Genomic DNA, 17,260 nt, shown 5'->3' on the forward strand with positions numbered 1-17,260 from the left:
GGCTGCGGCCCGAAGGTCCCTCATGCCCCACTTCCCCATTATATACCTCTGTGGTCCACAAGTACGAGAGGGTCCACCTCTCCCGGGGATATGGAAAAACTTCAGATCGAAAGAATGAATTCGCGGCCGGCCAGCCTCAGTCGATAGGCGTCGGCCTCAAAGTGAATGTGCCCGGCGAGGCGGTAATACGCCGCGCGGCTGAATCGAGCCTCAAACCGGCCTTCGCGCACCTTGCAGTAGGGGACGTGGTCGTTGGAGAAGCGGATGGTTTCGGGATGGAGGCCTTCACGGCTCCCGTCATTGAGCACCACGGTGCCGGTGCCCGACCCTGCTCCCGGGATTTCGATGTCATTCACGATGAACGCGGCATCCGCGATGGTGACGGGCACTTCGAAGAGGCCCGCCTTGACCACGGCATTTCCCTTCTCGTTTCGAGTGAGACTCTTGTAGAGGTAGCGGGAAACACCGGGATGTTTAACCGGCTCCCCTCGGACCCACCAGCGGCCGTCCGGCGATATCGCCAGGGTCAGATCGGCGTGATCGTGAATGAAGAGCGCCGGCATGATCTTCCCACCTCACGACCGTCCGAAAACGGAATACATCCAATCGCCCAGTCGGTTGAAGGAGTAGGCCGTGAGGCAGAGGAACAGGCTCGGGAAGAGAATCAGATGGGGATAGAATCGAAGGGCCGTCCACCCCTCGTTCGCCAGGACTCCCCAACTCGAATTCGGCGGGGCCAGGCCGATGCCGACAAAGCTCAGGTACGATTCCGTGATGATCGAGGCGGGAATTCGAAACGTCAACGTGACGATCAGGGTCGGCCAGGTGTTCGGGAGAATGTGACGAGTCAGAATTCCCAACATGGAGACACCGGTCGCCCGTGCCGCCTCCACGAACGGCTCGTGCTTGAGCTTGAGGACCTCACCACGGATGACGCGGGATACGGTCACACTGTTGACCAATGTGAGAGCCAGAAACACCCCGAACATATTCCGACCGAAGAACACCAACAGCAGGATGCAGATGAGCATGTCGGGCAGCGAATAGAACACATCGAGAAATCGCATCATGAGCTCGTCGATTCGGCGCCCTGAGTACCCGGATATTCCACCATAGACCATACCGAGGACGGTGGCCGCCACAGCCGATACCGTTCCCACCACCAGCGAAACCCGCGCCCCGTAGAAAATCCGGCTCATGAGATCACGACCGACGAAATCGGTCCCCATGAGATGTTTCGAGTACGGGCCCCGGAGAATGGCCTCCAGATCCTGGGAATCAAAACTGAACGGCGAAAGCACCCCGGCGAATACCGCGATCCCCACCATCAATGCGAGAAAGATGCACGGCATGACCGGAGGTCGGTTGTTCTTCACGTCCGCCCCCTCAGCCTGGGATCCACGATGGCCAGCAGGACGTCGGCGATCAGATTCGCCACGATGATCACAACGGCCAAGACCAGAGTCACACCCATGATCAGCGGATAGTCGCGGTTGGTCACCGCGGTCACGAAGAAGCGTCCCATCCCCGGAATCGCAAACATGTGCTCCACCACGAAGGAGCCGGTGATCAGAAAGGCCAGCAGAAGGCCGCTGTAGGAGACCACGGGAGTAATGGCGTTCCGGATGATGTACTGCATCACGACACGCCATTCCGGAACGCCCCGCCCCCGCGCGGCCCGGATGTAGTCTTTCAGCATCGTCTCGATGACGTTCGCTCTCGTCACGCGGGCGATGTAGGCCGTCGGCGCGGCCGCCAGCACGATCGACGGCATGACATAGTGCTTCCATGTGCCGATGAGGGCCGGCGGAAAGAGATGGAGCGTATGGGACAACAGGTACATCAACGCCGCGGCCATGACGAAAGAGGGAACTGAAAAGCCAAGGGCTGAGAAGGCGCTGACGAAACTGTCTTCGACCTTCCCGGCGCGGAGTCCGGCCAGGATGCCTCCGGCTATGCCGAAGATCAAGGCAAACACATAGGCCAACGCCCCCAATCGGGCGGAGACGGGAAACGTTTCGCGAATGATACGGGTAATGTCCCGGCCCAGATACTTGTAGGAAGGCCCCAAATCGCCCTGAGCCACTCCCTTGAGATAAAGCACGTACTGGGTCAGGAGCGGCTGGTCGAGATGGTACTTTGCCTCGACATTCTGCTTGATGGCCGGCGGCAGCACCTTGTCCCGGTCGAAGGGTCCGCCGGGGGCCACTTTCAATAGAAGGAACGTGACGGTCACGACGCCCCAGAGCGCGGGCACCGCCATCAAAATCCGCACGAGAATCGTCCGCATGGCCCCTTATTCCCTTAGCCGCCTGTACGAAAGATTCTTCACGTAGGTTACGTCCATTGCGTTCGGCAGGAACCCGCGCAGGTAGTCCTTGACCAGCATGTTCATGGTCGAGGTGAACAGCGGAATGATCGGAAGATCCTGTTGACAGAGGAGATTCTGCGCCTTGTTGTAGAGTTCCATACGAATCGATGGATCAAGTTCCTGCGCCGCCTGCTCGATCAACCGATCGAATTCGGCATTGGCCCATCCGGTCTTGTTGTTGCCGCTTCGGGCGGTGAACAGGTTCATGAAGTTATCCGGATCGGGATAGTCCGCTCCCCACCCGAGCCGGAAAAGCGGCGGGGGATCGGTATTGAGCTGGCTCAAATAGAATTTCCACTCCTGGTTGTCGAGCGTGATGTCCACGTTCAGGTGTTTCTTCCACTGGGACTGGAGGAAGGGCGCCACCAGGAGATTCTCCGGACTGGTGTTGAACACCGCTCGAATTTTTGGAAACCGCTCCCCTCCCGGATATCCGGCCTCCGCCAGCAGTTTTTGCGCCTTGGAAGGATTGAAGCCCAGCCCGATGCCGGGGTTGTAACCGAGCATTCCTTTGGGTATCCATGAGTTCGTGGGAGATTCGCCGCCCTTGAGGATTTCAGGAAGTTTGGTCTTATCAATGGCCATCGCAAAAGCTTTGCGCACCCGAACATCGCTGAAGGGAGGCTTCTTGATGTTGAAGCCGTAATAGTACCCTCGCAGAAACGGGAAGCTGACGAACTCGTCGTTCGTGCGGTAGGACGGGATGGCGTCCGGGGGCAGTTTCACCATGTCCAGGTACCCGGTTTCGTACAGGTTCAGAGCGGTGGTTTCGACTTCTACGACATAGAACGTGATTTTTTCGATCGGCGCCCGCTTGGCCCAGTACCGGGGATTCCCGCCCAGCACGAGCCGGTACTCATGACGCCATTCTTCGAGGCGGTAGGGGCCGTTGGTGACCATGTGTTCGGGTTCGGTCCACACTTCTCCGAACCGTTCGATCACGTCTTTCCGGAGCGGGAACGTCACCATGTATGTGGTAATCGCCAGGAGATAGGGGGTGGGCCTCCGGAGACGGACTTCAAGCTCGGTATCCGACAGTGCCCGAACGCCCACGGCCGACGGATCTTTCAGCTCCCCGCTGTTGTATTCGACGGCATTGACGAGATCATAGAGAAAATAGGCATATTCGGAGGCCGTTTCCGGAGCCAGAAGCCGCTTCCACGCGTACTCGAAATCGCCGGCCTTGACTGGCTGTCCGTCTGTCCATCGCGCCTCCGGGCGCAGGTGGAAGCGGTAGACGCGCCCGTCTTCCAGAATGTCCCACGATGCGGCCGCCGCGGGCACGGGATTCAGATCCGCATCAAATTCCGTGAGGCCGTCGAACAGATTCACAAGAACGCGGTGAGAGACGTTGTCCGTGGCCAGGCTGGGGTCCAGCGTCGGGGGTTCGTTGGCTAGGGCCAGCCGGATTTCGGAACGAAGATCCGATTCGCCCTGCGCGCAGCCGGAGAGGGTCAGGGCAAGAAAGCAGATCAACCCTGCCAGGCGGCCGTGAATCCGTTGGGGTCCGGCTGGGCGAGGCCCTAAGAGGGCCGGCCTCAGGGGTCGGGCGGTGGACCGCCGTCGCGTCGGGACGTACAGGATCTTGCTATCCTGCCTGCTCCCCCTGCTGTTTCTTCCGGGTGTCGACCAAGCGCTGCGCCAAATGCGTAGGCACCTCCTCGTAATGCGAGAAGCTGTAGTTGAATGCCCCGGCACCGCCGGTGATCGACGTCAACGCCCCCGCGTACGACATCACCTCCGGCATTGGCACTTGAGCTTTGATCACCCGTTCATCCCCTACTCCCTCCATACCCTGCACGCGGGCGCGGCGCGAATTCAGATCCGCCAGCACAGTACCCACGTGCTCTTCCGGAACCGTAACTTCCACCAGGACCACCGGTTCGAGCACCACCGGTGTGGCCATTTCCGCCGCCTTCTTGAACCCCATCGAACCGGCGATTCGAAAAGCCATGTCGGAAGAATCGACGTCATGATACTTGCCGTCGTATAGCGTCACGCGTATGTCCACGACGGGAAAACCCGCCAGGGGTCCCGCTTCCAACGCTTCTTGAACGCCCTTCTCCACCGACGGAATGAAATTTCTGGGAATGGCGCCACCAAAAATCTTGTCGACGAATTCGTACCCTGTCCCTCGCGGCAACGGCTCCACCTCCAACCAACACCAGCCGTATTGGCCGCGGCCGCCGGACTGGCGAACGTATTTGCCGTCCGCCTTGGCCTTCTTCTTCACGGTTTCCTTGTAGGGAATCTGAGGCGGGGCCTTGGCCACCTCCACGCCGAACTTTCGTTTCATCTTCTCCAACACCACTTCGATATGCACATCCCCCAGGCCCGACAGAATAAACTCCTTGGTCTGCTGCTCCCGGCGCAACGTGACCGTCATGTCTTCCTCCGTCAGCCGCGTGAGGGCCAAGCTCACTTTCTCCTCGTCTCCCTTGGACTTGGGCCAGATCGCGTAGGAAATAACCGGGCTCGGAAACGTGATGGAGCGAAGGAGCACCGGTTCCTTGACATCGCAGAGCGTGTCGCCTGTATGGGTGTTCTTGAGCTTTGCGACGGCAACGATCTCGCCGGGCCCGGCCGATTGCACCGAAGCTTGAGTCCTGCCCACGAAACGAAGGATGGCGCCTAGACGCTCCCGTTCCTTCTTGCGGGGGTTGAGCAGCGTCATGTCTTGCGAAACGGTGCCCGCGTAGATGCGAAAGAAGGAGAGATGGCCGATGTGTGGATCTGCAACCGTACGGAATACGATGGCGGTGGCCGGCGCTCCCGGATCGGCCTTCCGTTTGACGGGGGTCTTTCCGTCCTCTCCCGTCAGTTGGAGGTCGGGACGTTCCAGAGGCGAGGGCAGTAGATCCACCGCCGCGTCCAAGAGGGCCTGCACGCCATTCATGTTCGTTGCGCAGCCAATAAGCACGGGAAACAGCTTGCCGGCATGTACTCCCTTACGAAGGGCATTCACCAGTTGTGAGGGTTCTAGTGACTGACCGTCCAGGTACTTCTCGAGTAGCCCATCGTCCATTTCGGCGATCGACTCGATGGCCTTGTCTTTTGCCGCCTGAGCGTCCGCCTGTACCAGGCTGGGAATTGGAATTTCCTTGAGGTCCGCTTTTCCGGGCGCGGCAGTCGCCGGGTAGGCGAAGGCCTTTTGAGCCAGTACATCCACGTAGCCCGTTACGCGATTTCCCTCCCGGATGGGCAGGTGCAGCAGAACCAATCCTGGAGCCGCCAGCCCTTTCTTCAGGGCCTCGAGATCGAAGGGCGGCACTTCGCCGTCGATTTTGTTGAGAAACAGGAATCGGGGCACTTGGTTGTGTTCAAGAAGTTTCCAGATTTTCCTCGACTGGAATCTCACGCCATCACCGATCCCGAGTACAAAGATGGCCCCATCCACCACGCGAGCCGCCGCATAGGTGTCCGCCAGAAAATTGTCGTTTCCAGGAGTATCGATCATGTAGATCGTGTGCCCCTTCCATGCAAGATGCGCCGAGGAAGCCGAAACGGACACTTTGTGCTTGATGTCCTCCGGTTCGAAGTCCATCACCGTGTTTCCCTCGGGAACTTTTGCAAGCCGCGTGGTTGTGCCGCCGGCATAGAGGAGGGCCTCGCACAGCGAAGTTTTCCCCGTACCCGTCGGCGAGAAGAAACCGATCGTGCGGATCTTAGCCGTATCGCCCATTGTATAATCCTTCCATTAGTTTAGAGGACTTAGAACGAGTTGTCAATTTCCAGCCAGGGATGGTGCGGTACTCGGTGCCAGACGGTCGAGCGTGACGCGAGACCTGCCCATGCACCGAGTGCCAGCCAAGGATGGTGCGGCCCTTGTTCAATCGCCGACCAGGGATGGTCGGCTCTGAAGAACAAGGGAGACCGGCACACGCCATTTCATCGTCTGTCTTCAACCGAAGAGTTCCATAATCTCCTTCGGCTTCGCGAGATGTCGCGATTCGACCTTCACGTGGTCCCATTTTTCTGCTCCGATTTTCAGCTCAACGGCTCTGGCGATTTGCGGCAATCCCCAGACGGAACCGCCGGCGGTGAGCTTGCCCGCGCCCAAGTACTGCAGTAGCTCGACGCCCACGACGTCGACTGCAACGGGATCTGTCCCGGCCACCAAGATTCCGCCCTCGGCCAGCCGGCCCTTGTCCGGTCCTCCATCCACAAAGGCCTTTCGACCGTCCAGGATGAAAAGATCCGGCCTGACGACCAGAGCGATCTCCGCCAACCGCTCCTGGAAGCCGACGGGAAGGTGCATATGCGTTCGATTCAGCATGTCCACCAGTCCAACGCTGTTCTTGAGCGCCAGGGTGAATCCGGCTAGGAAGTGCGTGCGAAGCGTGGGTAGGCTAATGACGAAATCCACTTCGCTGAGAATACGCGGGAGCTTGAAAGGGGACAGCCAGTGGGTTTCCTCAGGCAAGATCACCGGATCCCAGGGTGAGAATTCAAGGGCGATCACATCGGCACCTGACTTCGACGCCGCCTCGAATAGTCCCGTCGCATTCATGCACTTGAGCGTATCCCGCCACACGCCGGAGCGATCGGCCATTACGATGCTTCGGATGCCTCGGTCCTTGAGCAGGAGAATCAGTTCGGAAACAAGATCCGGACTGGTTGTGGCGGGGTACGGCTTGGAAGAATTGATCGCGGGTTTGAGCAGGACGCGGTGGCCCGGCCGAAGGTGGCCAAGTCCATCGCACAGTCCGATGCATTCGGCCAGGGCCTCTCGAAGCGGCCGTGAGGACGCGCCGAGCGGCTTGCTCACGCCGGAGACCCCGACTCGTGACGGCAGCGGGCTTCGACGTTTTGGAACGAACGGTTCCGGGTGAGACTTAGCCTGCGGTTCGGGCTCCTCTCCCGGCATCGGGAAAGCCTGGTGGAGAAGGCCCGCGCCGACCCCTTTGAGGAACGCTCTCCGGTTCCACACCCCCATGATTGCGGATCATACCAGAATCATGATCCGCGATTCGAGACAGAAACCGGAAACCTCCCATGGAAGCCCACCGATCTCATCCGGCCAAATCAGCCGCGGGGAGTGTCAGGCGTCACAAACCAACGAGATGGCCAAGACACTCATGTCTGACCGCATAGCCCTTGACGACCCCTGCCGAAGGATCGTCCGAATATGAAACGGTAGGCGGACCGTACCTCCCGCCTCATATCTTGGGCGGCCAACAGAAAATTGTCCCGTGTCTACAGTTGACCCCAATATCCACCTCCCTCGAACAGCAATGGTGGAGTGGAGGGAGTCAGGCGGGGGTGGCCGGCCTAATCACGAGCAGTTCGAAAAGCCGCAGTCGAAGCAGGTTGGTTCCTTGCAGCCGCTCACGAACTCCACGTTCCGCGAGTAGCACTGGGGGCAGAGCGGTTCGTTTTCGCGAGCCGTGAGGCGTGAGTCGGTCGCTCCAGGCTCCTGCCTTCTCGCGGCACTTCCCCCATCGTGGGGGTCGTGAGGCGTGAGGACCGGAGCCGTCGCATTCGCGGTGCCATTCCCCTCCGAAGAATGACTCTTGCCGTTGGCCGCTCCGTTGTGTGAGTCCGTCGCGCCATTCTCCCGCTGGCCGGGCTGGGCGAGCTTCCCAATCTTAATGAGGTGATCTCGCAATACCTGCGAGATCGCGTGCGGGATGGAGTCGACCCGTGAAGGACCGAAGCCATACGGCTTGTCCCCTTTCACGGAGTTCAGGTGCTTGAGCAGCCGAACGGGATCGCCGCCGATCTCAAGGTACTTCGACAACAATATCCCGATAACGGCGGTAAGCCCCGAGATTTCCGTCCCCAGCGGGGGCAGATTGGTAAAAATGCGGTAAGGGCCGTTGTCATCATAGATGATGTTGACGTGAAGCGGACCATAACCGGTCGGCTTCTCGTAGTACTCGCTCGTCGTCCCGGACGCCACGCCCCGTGCCGGCTGTTTCTTCGACCCGGCCTCGGCCGACTTGTTCAGATTCAGCACCTGCTGGGCCTTGCTCCCATCGCGGTAGACCGTCAGGCCCTTACAACCGAGATCGTAGGCGAGGAGATAGGCCTTGGCCATCTGTTCCGGAGTTGTGTCGTTCGTACAGTTGATCGTTTTCGACACGGCGTTGTCGGTGCTTTTCTGGAACGCAGCCTGAATGCGGATGTGGTGTTCGAAAGACACATCGTGTGACGTGGGGAATAGGCTCTGGACGTCCTTCGGGATTTCAGGGATGCCCCGCACGGAGCCGTGGTTCTGGTTGATTTTCTCCCAGAGGTCCGTTTCGGTCAGGCCGAAGAACCCGTTCCGCGCCGCCACTTCCCGGAATGAGGGGTTGACCTCATAAAACACATCCTTCGGATCCGGCTTAGTGCCCTGTTTGACCGCGTCCAGCCCCTTCGCGTTGTACCGGGTGTACGAGATCGCGAAAAACGGCTCGATTCCACTCCCCTGCAGCCCCGCCGCGATCGCGATCGTGCCCGTTGGGGCGATCGTCGTCCGCGCGCAGTTCCGGGGCCTCCAGTCTTCTCCCCGAAAGTGGATGCTCTCCTTGTCGTGGATGGAATCCTTGAAGTTCGGGAAGACTCCGCGTTGACGCGCGAGCTCGACGGAGGCATCGAGCGACGTCTGATTGATGAAGCCCATGACTTTTTCGGCCATCTGGATGGCTTCATCGCCGTCGTATGGAATTCCAAGCCCGACCAGCATCTCCGCAAACCCCATGACACCGAGACCGATTCGGCGGTTGCCTTTCGCCATGAGCTCGATCTCCGGCGTGGGGTAGTTGTTCAGATCGATCACGTTGTCCAGGAAGTGAATCGACTCATTCACGATTTCGCTGAGCCCTTCCTCGTCCAACTGTCCGTTCCGTACGAACTTCGAGAGGGTGATGGAACCGAGGTTGCACGGTTCGTTGGGAAGAAGCGGTTGCTCGCCGCACGGGTTCGTGGCCTCGATCGGGCCGAGGGCCGGCGTGGGGTTCGAGTGTGAGTTGTTGATCCGGTCGAGAACGACATACCCCGGATCGCCGCACTTCCACGCGTAATCGATGATGAGATCGAAGAGCTCCCGCGCCTTCTCCCTGCCGGCCGGCTTCCGGGTCTTGGGATTGATGAGTTCGATCTCCTCGTCCTTGCGAACGGCATCGATGAACGCGGAATCGATGCCTACGGAGATATTGAAATTCTCCAGGATCCCTCCATTGCCCTTCATGGTGATGAACTCCCGGATATCCGGGTGGGTGTACGGCATGATCGCCATGTTCGCGCCGCGCCGGGTGCCGCCCTGCTTCACCTGCTCCGTGGCAATGTCGAAGATTTTCATGAACGACACAGGGCCCGAGGCAATCCCTTTCGTCGTCTTCACTTCGTCTTCCTTGGGACGGATCCGCCCGAAGGAGAAACCCGTGCCCCCGCCCGACTTGTGGATGAGCGCCTGGTTCTTGACCGATTCAAAAATGCCTTCAATGCTGTCCGGCACCGGTAGCACGTAGCACGCGGAAAGCTGCTGCAGAGCGCGCCCGGCGTTCATCAACGTCGGAGAGTTCGGCAGGAAAAAGAAGTTGGAAAGGAGGGCGTAGAACTTGTCGGCGGTCTCCTGGACGATCCGCCGCGCCTCGGCATCCTCTTCCACCAGGCGAAGCAGATTGTCCATGAACCGCCGGAAGTTCTTCTCCCGTTCTTCGTATTCGTGAATCCCCTGATGCAGCAGGACCATATCAACCGTGGCCCCGCACCCTCCGCTGCCATCCATGGCGCTCCGGGTACGACCAGCCGTCGTGGCGTCGCCCCCCACGTCCTTTTGAACCACCGTGTGACGGACGCCCTTCAGCCATTTCTCACGGGGGATCGAAGGCGAATGGAGAAGATCTCCGAGCGCGATGTTCCGAGCCACCCCCAGCAGCCAGGCTTCAACACTTTTCGCATCGCGCAGGTACTTGTCCCGGATGACCTTCAGTTGATTTTCCGAAAGCGGCAAGCCCTCCGGATTTCCGTCTGCCGTGGAATGAATTTGCAGTCTCCGACCTCGAGTCCTTCCCTGGGAGATCTCGAGAATCTCAGCCGTTTGAGCCATTGTCACTCCTTTCTGTCCTCCATGCGTTGGTATCGGGCCACTGGAATAGATCTAAATGTTGTGTCTTGTGAGGGCAGAATACCACATATGGTATGCCCTGTCAACCCGAATCTATTCCAGCCAATCCGTGCTATCGGTGGAACCGCATTTTCTGTCTGAGCTTCTTGTACTTATGCTTCTTGATTTTTCGCTTTCGCCATTTCTTAACACTACCCATGTGTCAACATCCTTTCTGGAACGATTTTCTGGTCAGACCGCATTCGACTGGAGCCCCCGATCCGGAAGGCTCTGCGATTTCCAAATCTTCATGTGTTCGAGGGCCCGCTCGGCGACTTCTCGACGGTTCCGGCGCCGGGCGGCCGCCGTATCCCTCATGGGAGGCATGAGCCCGTAGTTGATGTTCATCGGTTGAAAATGTTTGGGGTCCGCCGTGGTGATGTAATGGACGAGCGCCCCGATCGCGGTCGTCGGCGGGGGGACAACGGGCGGAAGGCCCTGGAGCATGCGGGCGGCGTTCGTTCCGGCCACCCAGCCCATGGCGGCCGATTCGATGTAGCCTTCCACGCCAACGAGTTGCCCCGCAATGAAAACGCCCTTTCGATCCTTCAGCTCCAGGTGCGGCTTCAGGAGGACCGGCGAATTGATGTACGTATTCCGATGCACGCTCCCAAAGCGCGCAAACTCCGCTTTTTCCAAGCCGGGTATCATGTGAAAGACTCTCTGCTGCTCAGGGTATTTCAGTTTCGTCTGGAAGCCAACCATATTGTACAAATGTCCGTACTTGTCCTCCGGCCGGAGTTGGACGACGGCGTACGGACGACGACCGGTCTTGGGATCGGTCAGACCGACCGGTTTCATCGGGCCGAACGCCAGGGTGTCCACCCCCCGGCGGGCCATTTCTTCCACCGGCAGGCAGCCCTCGAAGAACATGGGCTTCTCAAACGGTTTCAGGGCCACCGCTTCGGCCTTGAGAAGAGCGTCCACAAATCCGTAGTACCCATCCTTCTCGAATGGACAGTTCACGTAGTCCTCATTGTCCTCCTGATACCTCGACGCTTTGAAGCATTTCTCCATATCGATGGACTCCGCATCCACAATCGGAGAAATCGCATCGAAGAAATAGAGGAACTTTCCATGGGTCAGACGGATCAGGATCTCCGTCAGGCTCGGCGAGGTGAGCGGGCCGGTCGCGAAGACCGTCACGCCTTCGGGGAGCGACTGGACTTCCTCCCGGACCACCTCGATCAGCGGGTGGGACTCGATGCGTTCCGTGATCGTCTCCGCGAAAAGATTCCGGTCCACCGCCAGGGCCACTCCGGCCGGCACTTCATTTTTTGCGGCCGATTCCAGAATCAGGGATTCCAGGAGGATCATCTCCTGTTTGAGCAGTCCCGGTCCATTCTCCAATGACTTGGCCTTGAAGGAATTGGAGCAGACCAGCTCGGCCATCTTTCCGGAGGAGTGGGCAGCGGTCATGACTTTCGGGCGCATTTCGTATAGACGCACCTTCACCCCGAGCTGGGCGGCCTGCCAGGCGGCCTCGCTGCCGGCCAGCCCTGCCCCCACAACAGTCAGAGTCGTCTCACTCACGGAGTTCGGGACCTCCTCAAGATGCGAATACTTTTTCAGGTTTCCAGGACCGAACGGGTGCCGCAGACTTGGGTGGAGATGTCGGAGCAGTCTTCCCCGGAGGACCGCTTGCGGGGCGGGATGCAGATGCCACGGTCGGTTTGCTCGCCGTTCCAAGTTCGGCGGGTTTGCCCGTTCCTTGCGCCGGATTCGATGGCTGGGTTGCTCGGCTGTACGCCTCAGAGGTCGGATGCGCCCAGTCCAGAAGCTCCGTGGGAGATTTTTCACGGACCACCATCCCGAGTATGGACTTGGCGACTTCCTTCTGCGAGTGCTCCTCGCGCTGCCGCTGCTCCCCCTTGATCTGATGCAGTTCCGCCTCCATGCGGACCTCGAGATCGTGTCCTTCCTTCACGCGGGCCTTCTGCTCGATCAGGACGGCGGCCGCCCGCTTGTCCATGCGTTCCAATTCCCCATCCCAGTTCAGGATGAAATTGGACAGGCGACCCAGCAGGTTTCGGACTTCCTCTCCATTCAGCCCCTCTTCCAGGGACTCCCTTTCAAGCTCCAAGTCCCCCTCTTTCGCCGTTTTCTTTCTCGACCGAATAATAAGCGGTATCAGAGCGGCAAAAACCAGTGCTTCAGCCAGAAATATCCAGACCATCATTTCCCCCTTTCTCTTCCGTGAGCGCACCCTCCTGTTTGTTCTCCCCTTCCGCCGGTTCCACGGGAAGTGATTCCGTGTGGCGACAGTCCGGGAAGCCCGTGCAGGCCACGAACCGACCCCTCACCCCGAACCGAATGACCAATGGCTTTCCACATTTCGGATCCGGGCAATTTCGGCCGACCTCTTCAACAACCCCGCGCACGGTCCGCATTTCCACGGCCGCCCGGTCCAGGGCACGGGAGAATGGACCGTAGAATTCCCGGAGCGTCTCGACCCAATCGGCCTCCCCTTCTTCGATCTTGTCCAGTTTCTCCTCCATCTCCGCCGTGAATTGAAGATCGAGCACTTCCGGAAAACTTTCGATCAGCAATTCCGTGATGAGCTCCCCCAAGGCGCTCGGCTTGAACCGGCCCTTGTCCTTGTAAACGTAACCCCGAAGCTGAATGGTGGAAATGATGACCGCGTAGGTGGAGGGACGACCGATTCCCTTTTCCTCCAGTTCCTTGATGAGGGAGCTTTCGGAATAGCGCGGCGGGGGCTGGGTGAAATGTTGGCGATCCTCCAGGCCCAAGAGATCCAGCGTTTCTCCGACCTTCACCGTGGGAAGACGGGGATCCTCCTCGGAATCGGGGGCCTCCTCATCTTTCCCCTCGCGATAGAGCACAGTGAAGCCTTCAAATTTCACCGTCGAGCCGTTGGCCCGGAAAACGGCGCGGTGGCCCCCGCCGTTGGCCGGGCCCCTGGGAAGCTCTGCTTCAATGTCCACGCGTGTCTGATCCAGGATCGCATCGGCCATCTGTGAGGCCACGAAACGCTGCCAGACGATCTGATAAACCTTGAACTGCTCGTCGGTCAGGAAAGAGCGAAGGGCGTCGGGCGTCCGGCTCACATCGCTGGGCCGGATCGCCTCGTGCGCATCCTGTGCCGATTTCTTGTTGCGATAGGATCGGGCCTCGGCGGGAAGAAAAGACCGGTCAAACCGGGCACGAATGAAGGCGCGCGCGTCGTTCACGGCATCGGCTGAAATGCGGACGGAATCGGTTCTCATGTAGGTGATGAGGCCGGTCGGCCCTTCGTCTCCGATCGCGATGCCCTCGTACAGTTGCTGGGCGATCATCATCGTTTTCCGCGCCGGGTAATGGTACCGGCGGGCCGCCTCCCGCTGAAGCTCGCTGGTGATGAACGGCGGGGACGGGTGCCGCCGCAGCTCCTTCGTTTCCGTTTCACCCACCGTAAACGAGGCATGGGCGCTCAACTGTTCCTTGAGCGGCGCCATCTCCGCCTGAGTCATAATTCTCTCCCCGGGCTCCGGCTTGCCGTGGGCAATGCGCACGCCGTCCAGCTCTCGAAGGCGGGCCTTGAACGGCGGCGGTGATCCGGCTCTGAACTCCGCCGTGAGCGAGCCGTATTCGATGGGAACGAACTTGCGGATTTCTTTTTCGCGGTCGACGACCAGGCGAACGGCCACGGACTGGACCCGGCCGGCCGACAGCCCACGCTTCACCTTCTTCCAGAGCAACGGACTCAACTTGTAGCCCACGACGCGATCCAAAATTCGCCGGGCCTGCTGGGCATTGAACTTCTTGACGTCCAGTTCTTCGGGATGGGCGATGGCTTCTTTGACTTTCTTCGCGGTGATTTCGTGGAGGATCACCCGGTAAACGTGCTTTCTTTCTCCCTGCTCCGATTTGCGCCGGCCCCCCGCGGAGTCGGGCTTCCGGGTCTTTGGCGAGCCGGTATCGGAGCCGCCCGACGAATCGGCATGGGGATGGGTACCGCCATCGCGAACCTGTCCCGCCAAGTGCCAGGCAATGGCTTCGCCCTCGCGATCCGGGTCCGAGGCCAGATAAATTCTCTTGGCCTTCTTCGCGGCCGATCGGATCTCCTTGAGGATCTTTCCCTTTCCCCGGATGATGATGTAGTGGGGCTCGAAGTCCTTATCGACATCCACGCCGAACTTGGAGGCGGGAAGATCGATCACGTGACCCATGGAGGCCTTCACCGTGTACTTGTCGCCCAGGTACTTCTTCAGCGTTTTGGCCTTCGTCGGCGATTCGACGATCACGAGATTTTCGGACATCTTTGTATTCTCGTCGGAAACGCTTCCTGGGTCAAGTTCGCTGTTTGCGCCGCCGCGGAGGGGCCGAAAATCCGGCCAAGGGCCGCGCATCGAACGGCCCGGATACCCTAACACTCAATCAGTGGCGCCACGTTTACCCATGTGCTAACGTTCGCCGATGCGTCGGGTGCCCATCGAGAAAGCCGAGGCCGGCATGATCACCACGCAGCCCATCGTCAGCGAGAAGGGCATGGTGCTCTGCTCCAAGGGATCGCCGCTGACCGAAACCCTGATCGAGCGGCTTGGGAGACTCGGGATCAGATCCGTCGCGGTCGAGGGCGACGATCCAGTGGAAGGAACCACGGACCCGGTCCAGTCGCGTCTCGAAATCGACGAACGGTTTTCGAAGGTCGCCGATGATCCGCTGATGGCGGAGATCAAGAATCTCGTGGTCAAGATTCAACTGGGCTCCTGATCGGAACGCATGCCGATCGATCGCAAAGTTCTTCAGATCAAGATCCAGAATCTCAAGAACCTCCCTCCTCTTCCGGCCGCCATCCAGAGGGTCGGCCAGATGGTGGAGGATCCGAAAGTGACCACGCAGCAGCTTTCGGACGTTATTGCGAAGGATCAGGCGCTGGCCAGCCGCGTCCTGAGACTGGTCAATTCACCCCTGTATGGGTTTCCAGGCCGCATTTCGGAAATTTCCCATGCCATCGTGCTCCTCGGCTTCAATGTCATCAAGAGCCTCGCTTTCGGCACCTATGTTTCCGGGATCATGACCAAGGAGATCGAGGGATTGTGGGAGCATTCACTCGGTACCTCCCTTGCTGCGGGCATCCTGGCCCGCAAAGTTGGATTCCCCAAGCCCGATGAGGCCTCCGTGGCGGGACTCCTGCACGACGTCGGCAAAGCCGCGCTGAAAGTCCTGTTTCCCGCGGAGTACCGCCGCGTACTGCAAGTCGTCCAGGAAAAACAATGTTTCATCTTGGAGGCGGAGCGGGAGGTCCTGGGGGATTTCGACCACTGTCGCATGGGCGCCGAGTTGTGCCTTCGATGGAATCTTCCGGCAGGCTTGCGGGAAACGATTCTCCATCACCATGATCCGGCGCGAGTCCGGCAGGAGAAGGATCTGACGGCCATTGTTCACACGGCCGACGTACTGGCCCGCGCCTTCGGATTCGGATTCGCGGGTGACCCTTACGTTCCGGCTTTGGAAAAGAAAGCATGGGAAATGCTCAAATTGACGTGGGACGACCTTGAGAACGTTTCGAGAGACCTTCAGCAGAACCTGCACAAAGTCAAGGATTCCTTCCGGTCCTGACCTCCCTCCCGGAGATTTTCGGAGGCCCCCTGCGCCCGAGCCCGGAAAGGAGAAGGAATGTTCGACCCTTCCCCGCCGTTACCAAGCTCCGGTATATATCACCCTTGCGGTTCTCGGCTGCTTCCTGGCAGGTTGCTTCGGACAAGCGCCGGACACGGAGCTGGCCTTTCGTCTTTCCAATTCGTCCAGCGCAAAGGATGCCGACCTCCAAAGCCTGCGGGTGCGCCTGTACCGGGCCGCCGATATCCGTCCCCTGACCGAAACGACCGATCCCGCCAAGGTATGCACTTTTGCGGGCCAGGACCTCGTTCCCGACCTGCCGTTCCACGAAACGGATCTGAACTACAGCAGCCGGTCAGGCCTGCTGTTTCTCACTTTCGCGGGTGAGAAGCTCTCGCTGGTGGTCGATGCGTTCAGCATCACCAAGACGAAAGAGAAGGTCCTTGGGGCCCGGGGGATCAAGGCCGACATCAATGTTCAACTCGGTCGTCGATCCGACGCCGGCGAGATTCAACTCGTCGATCCGTTGGAAGCGAGTCGGCCGACAAATGTGCGGATTGCGGGTCGCTCCGGGCGGATCACAGCGGCTTGGGAGGCCGTTCCCGGGTCGACCGACTACCTCATTTGCATTGCACCCGCCGCGACGGGAGTGTTTCAGCCCCTCTTGGTGACGGACCATATTACCGAAATCAAGGAACTTCCCGCGAACAACCTGGGCATCGCGACCGCCATTCAGGACGGCACGAATTACCGATTGATGATGTTTGCTCACAATTCCGGCGGCCTCAGCCTTGCAGCCGAGTCTCCCGCGGAAACTCAGGACCCGGCCACGGCGGGAACAAAATACGCGGTGGAAACCTTCATGGCCACACCCCAGAAGAAGGTACCCAGCGCCGAGGCGCCCAAGCTGGTCACCGACAAGTCAGGCTATAGGGCGGAACTCGCCTGGGAAGCGGCCGAAGGCGCAACGGCGTACTGTTTGGATTCCGCGTGCTTGGAGGCGGGTGGGGCCACCTGCGATGTGAACCCCAAACTGGCGCATGCCTACTTGCCGGACACGAACGAGAAGAGCGCCGTGAGATGCGCGGGCGCCTCTTCTCTTACCCGGCGATGCCTTGGCGTGGGCATCACGGGGAACGCCACGGAATGCAAGTTCCTGTTGTACGCGGTGAACGAAGGCAACGGTGTCAGCGATCCCGAAACGATGACGCTGACGATACGCCCGTAGGCGGTGC

14 protein-coding genes are annotated in these 17,260 nt (G+C 59.6%); 3 read left to right on the forward strand and 11 right to left on the reverse strand.

Annotated elements, in window-relative coordinates; all coding sequences use genetic code 11:
- Positions 1-101: 101 nt before the first annotated feature.
- The 11 genes from HYT87_02165 to topA all read right to left on the reverse strand — a co-directional run bounded on the left by HYT87_02165 (position 102) and on the right by topA (position 14,722).
- Positions 102-563, reverse strand: coding sequence for a DUF1285 domain-containing protein (locus HYT87_02165; GenBank protein MBI2058554.1), 462 nt, complete (start codon positions 561-563; stop codon positions 102-104).
- A 12-nt stretch (positions 564-575) separates the two neighbouring features.
- Positions 576-1,352, reverse strand: a complete 777-nt coding sequence (locus HYT87_02170; GenBank protein MBI2058555.1) for an ABC transporter permease — start codon at positions 1,350-1,352, stop codon at positions 576-578.
- 20 nt (positions 1,353-1,372) lie between these two features.
- Positions 1,373-2,290, reverse strand: a complete 918-nt coding sequence (locus HYT87_02175; GenBank protein MBI2058556.1) for an ABC transporter permease — start codon at positions 2,288-2,290, stop codon at positions 1,373-1,375.
- Positions 2,291-2,296: 6 nt separating this feature from the next.
- A complete protein-coding gene (locus HYT87_02180) occupies positions 2,297-3,847 on the reverse strand; it encodes a peptide ABC transporter substrate-binding protein (GenBank protein MBI2058557.1) in 1,551 nt (516 codons plus the stop codon).
- 112 nt (positions 3,848-3,959) lie between these two features.
- The gene (fusA, locus tag HYT87_02185; protein ID MBI2058558.1) at positions 3,960-6,053 is read right to left on the reverse strand and encodes an elongation factor G; all 2,094 of its coding nucleotides are present in this window, start codon (positions 6,051-6,053) and stop codon (positions 3,960-3,962) included.
- A 219-nt stretch (positions 6,054-6,272) separates the two neighbouring features.
- Complete coding sequence (locus HYT87_02190; protein ID MBI2058559.1) at positions 6,273-7,307, reverse strand: DUF362 domain-containing protein; 1,035 nt, start codon at positions 7,305-7,307, stop codon at positions 6,273-6,275.
- Between the two features lie 339 nt (positions 7,308-7,646).
- A complete protein-coding gene (locus HYT87_02195) occupies positions 7,647-10,310 on the reverse strand; it encodes an adenosylcobalamin-dependent ribonucleoside-diphosphate reductase (protein MBI2058560.1) in 2,664 nt (887 codons plus the stop codon).
- Between the two features lie 226 nt (positions 10,311-10,536).
- On the reverse strand, positions 10,537-10,623 hold the full coding sequence (locus HYT87_02200; protein ID MBI2058561.1) for an AURKAIP1/COX24 domain-containing protein: 87 nt from the start codon (positions 10,621-10,623) through the stop codon (positions 10,537-10,539).
- Positions 10,624-10,655: 32 nt separating this feature from the next.
- Entirely contained in the window at positions 10,656-11,996 is a 1,341-nt protein-coding gene (gene trmFO, locus HYT87_02205) for a methylenetetrahydrofolate--tRNA-(uracil(54)-C(5))-methyltransferase (FADH(2)-oxidizing) TrmFO (GenBank protein MBI2058562.1), read from the reverse strand.
- Between the two features lie 16 nt (positions 11,997-12,012).
- On the reverse strand, positions 12,013-12,639 hold the full coding sequence (locus HYT87_02210) for a hypothetical protein (protein MBI2058563.1): 627 nt from the start codon (positions 12,637-12,639) through the stop codon (positions 12,013-12,015).
- Positions 12,617-14,722 carry a type I DNA topoisomerase gene (gene topA / locus HYT87_02215; GenBank protein MBI2058564.1) on the reverse strand — a complete coding sequence of 702 codons (2,106 nt, stop codon included), beginning with the start codon at positions 14,720-14,722 and terminating at the stop codon, positions 12,617-12,619. Before topA ends, HYT87_02210 begins: the two co-directional genes overlap by 23 nt.
- Positions 14,723-14,879: 157 nt before the next feature.
- On the opposite strand from topA, the gene HYT87_02220 reads away from it, so the two are divergent.
- From HYT87_02220 to HYT87_02230, 3 genes are read left to right on the forward strand one after another with little or no spacing between them, the layout of a single operon-like run.
- Positions 14,880-15,176 (forward strand): hypothetical protein, encoded by a 297-nt coding sequence (locus tag HYT87_02220; protein ID MBI2058565.1) that lies wholly within the window; start codon positions 14,880-14,882, stop codon positions 15,174-15,176.
- A 9-nt stretch (positions 15,177-15,185) separates the two neighbouring features.
- Entirely contained in the window at positions 15,186-16,025 is an 840-nt protein-coding gene (locus HYT87_02225) for an HDOD domain-containing protein (protein ID MBI2058566.1), read from the forward strand.
- Entirely contained in the window at positions 15,961-17,253 is a 1,293-nt protein-coding gene (locus tag HYT87_02230) for a hypothetical protein (GenBank protein ID MBI2058567.1), read from the forward strand. Before HYT87_02225 ends, HYT87_02230 begins: the two co-directional genes overlap by 65 nt.
- Positions 17,254-17,260: the final 7 nt, after the last annotated feature.

The sequence above is a fragment of the Nitrospirota bacterium genome (assembly GCA_016180645.1).
In the GTDB taxonomy this organism is placed as follows: domain Bacteria; phylum JACPQY01; class JACPQY01; order JACPQY01; family JACPQY01; genus JACPAV01.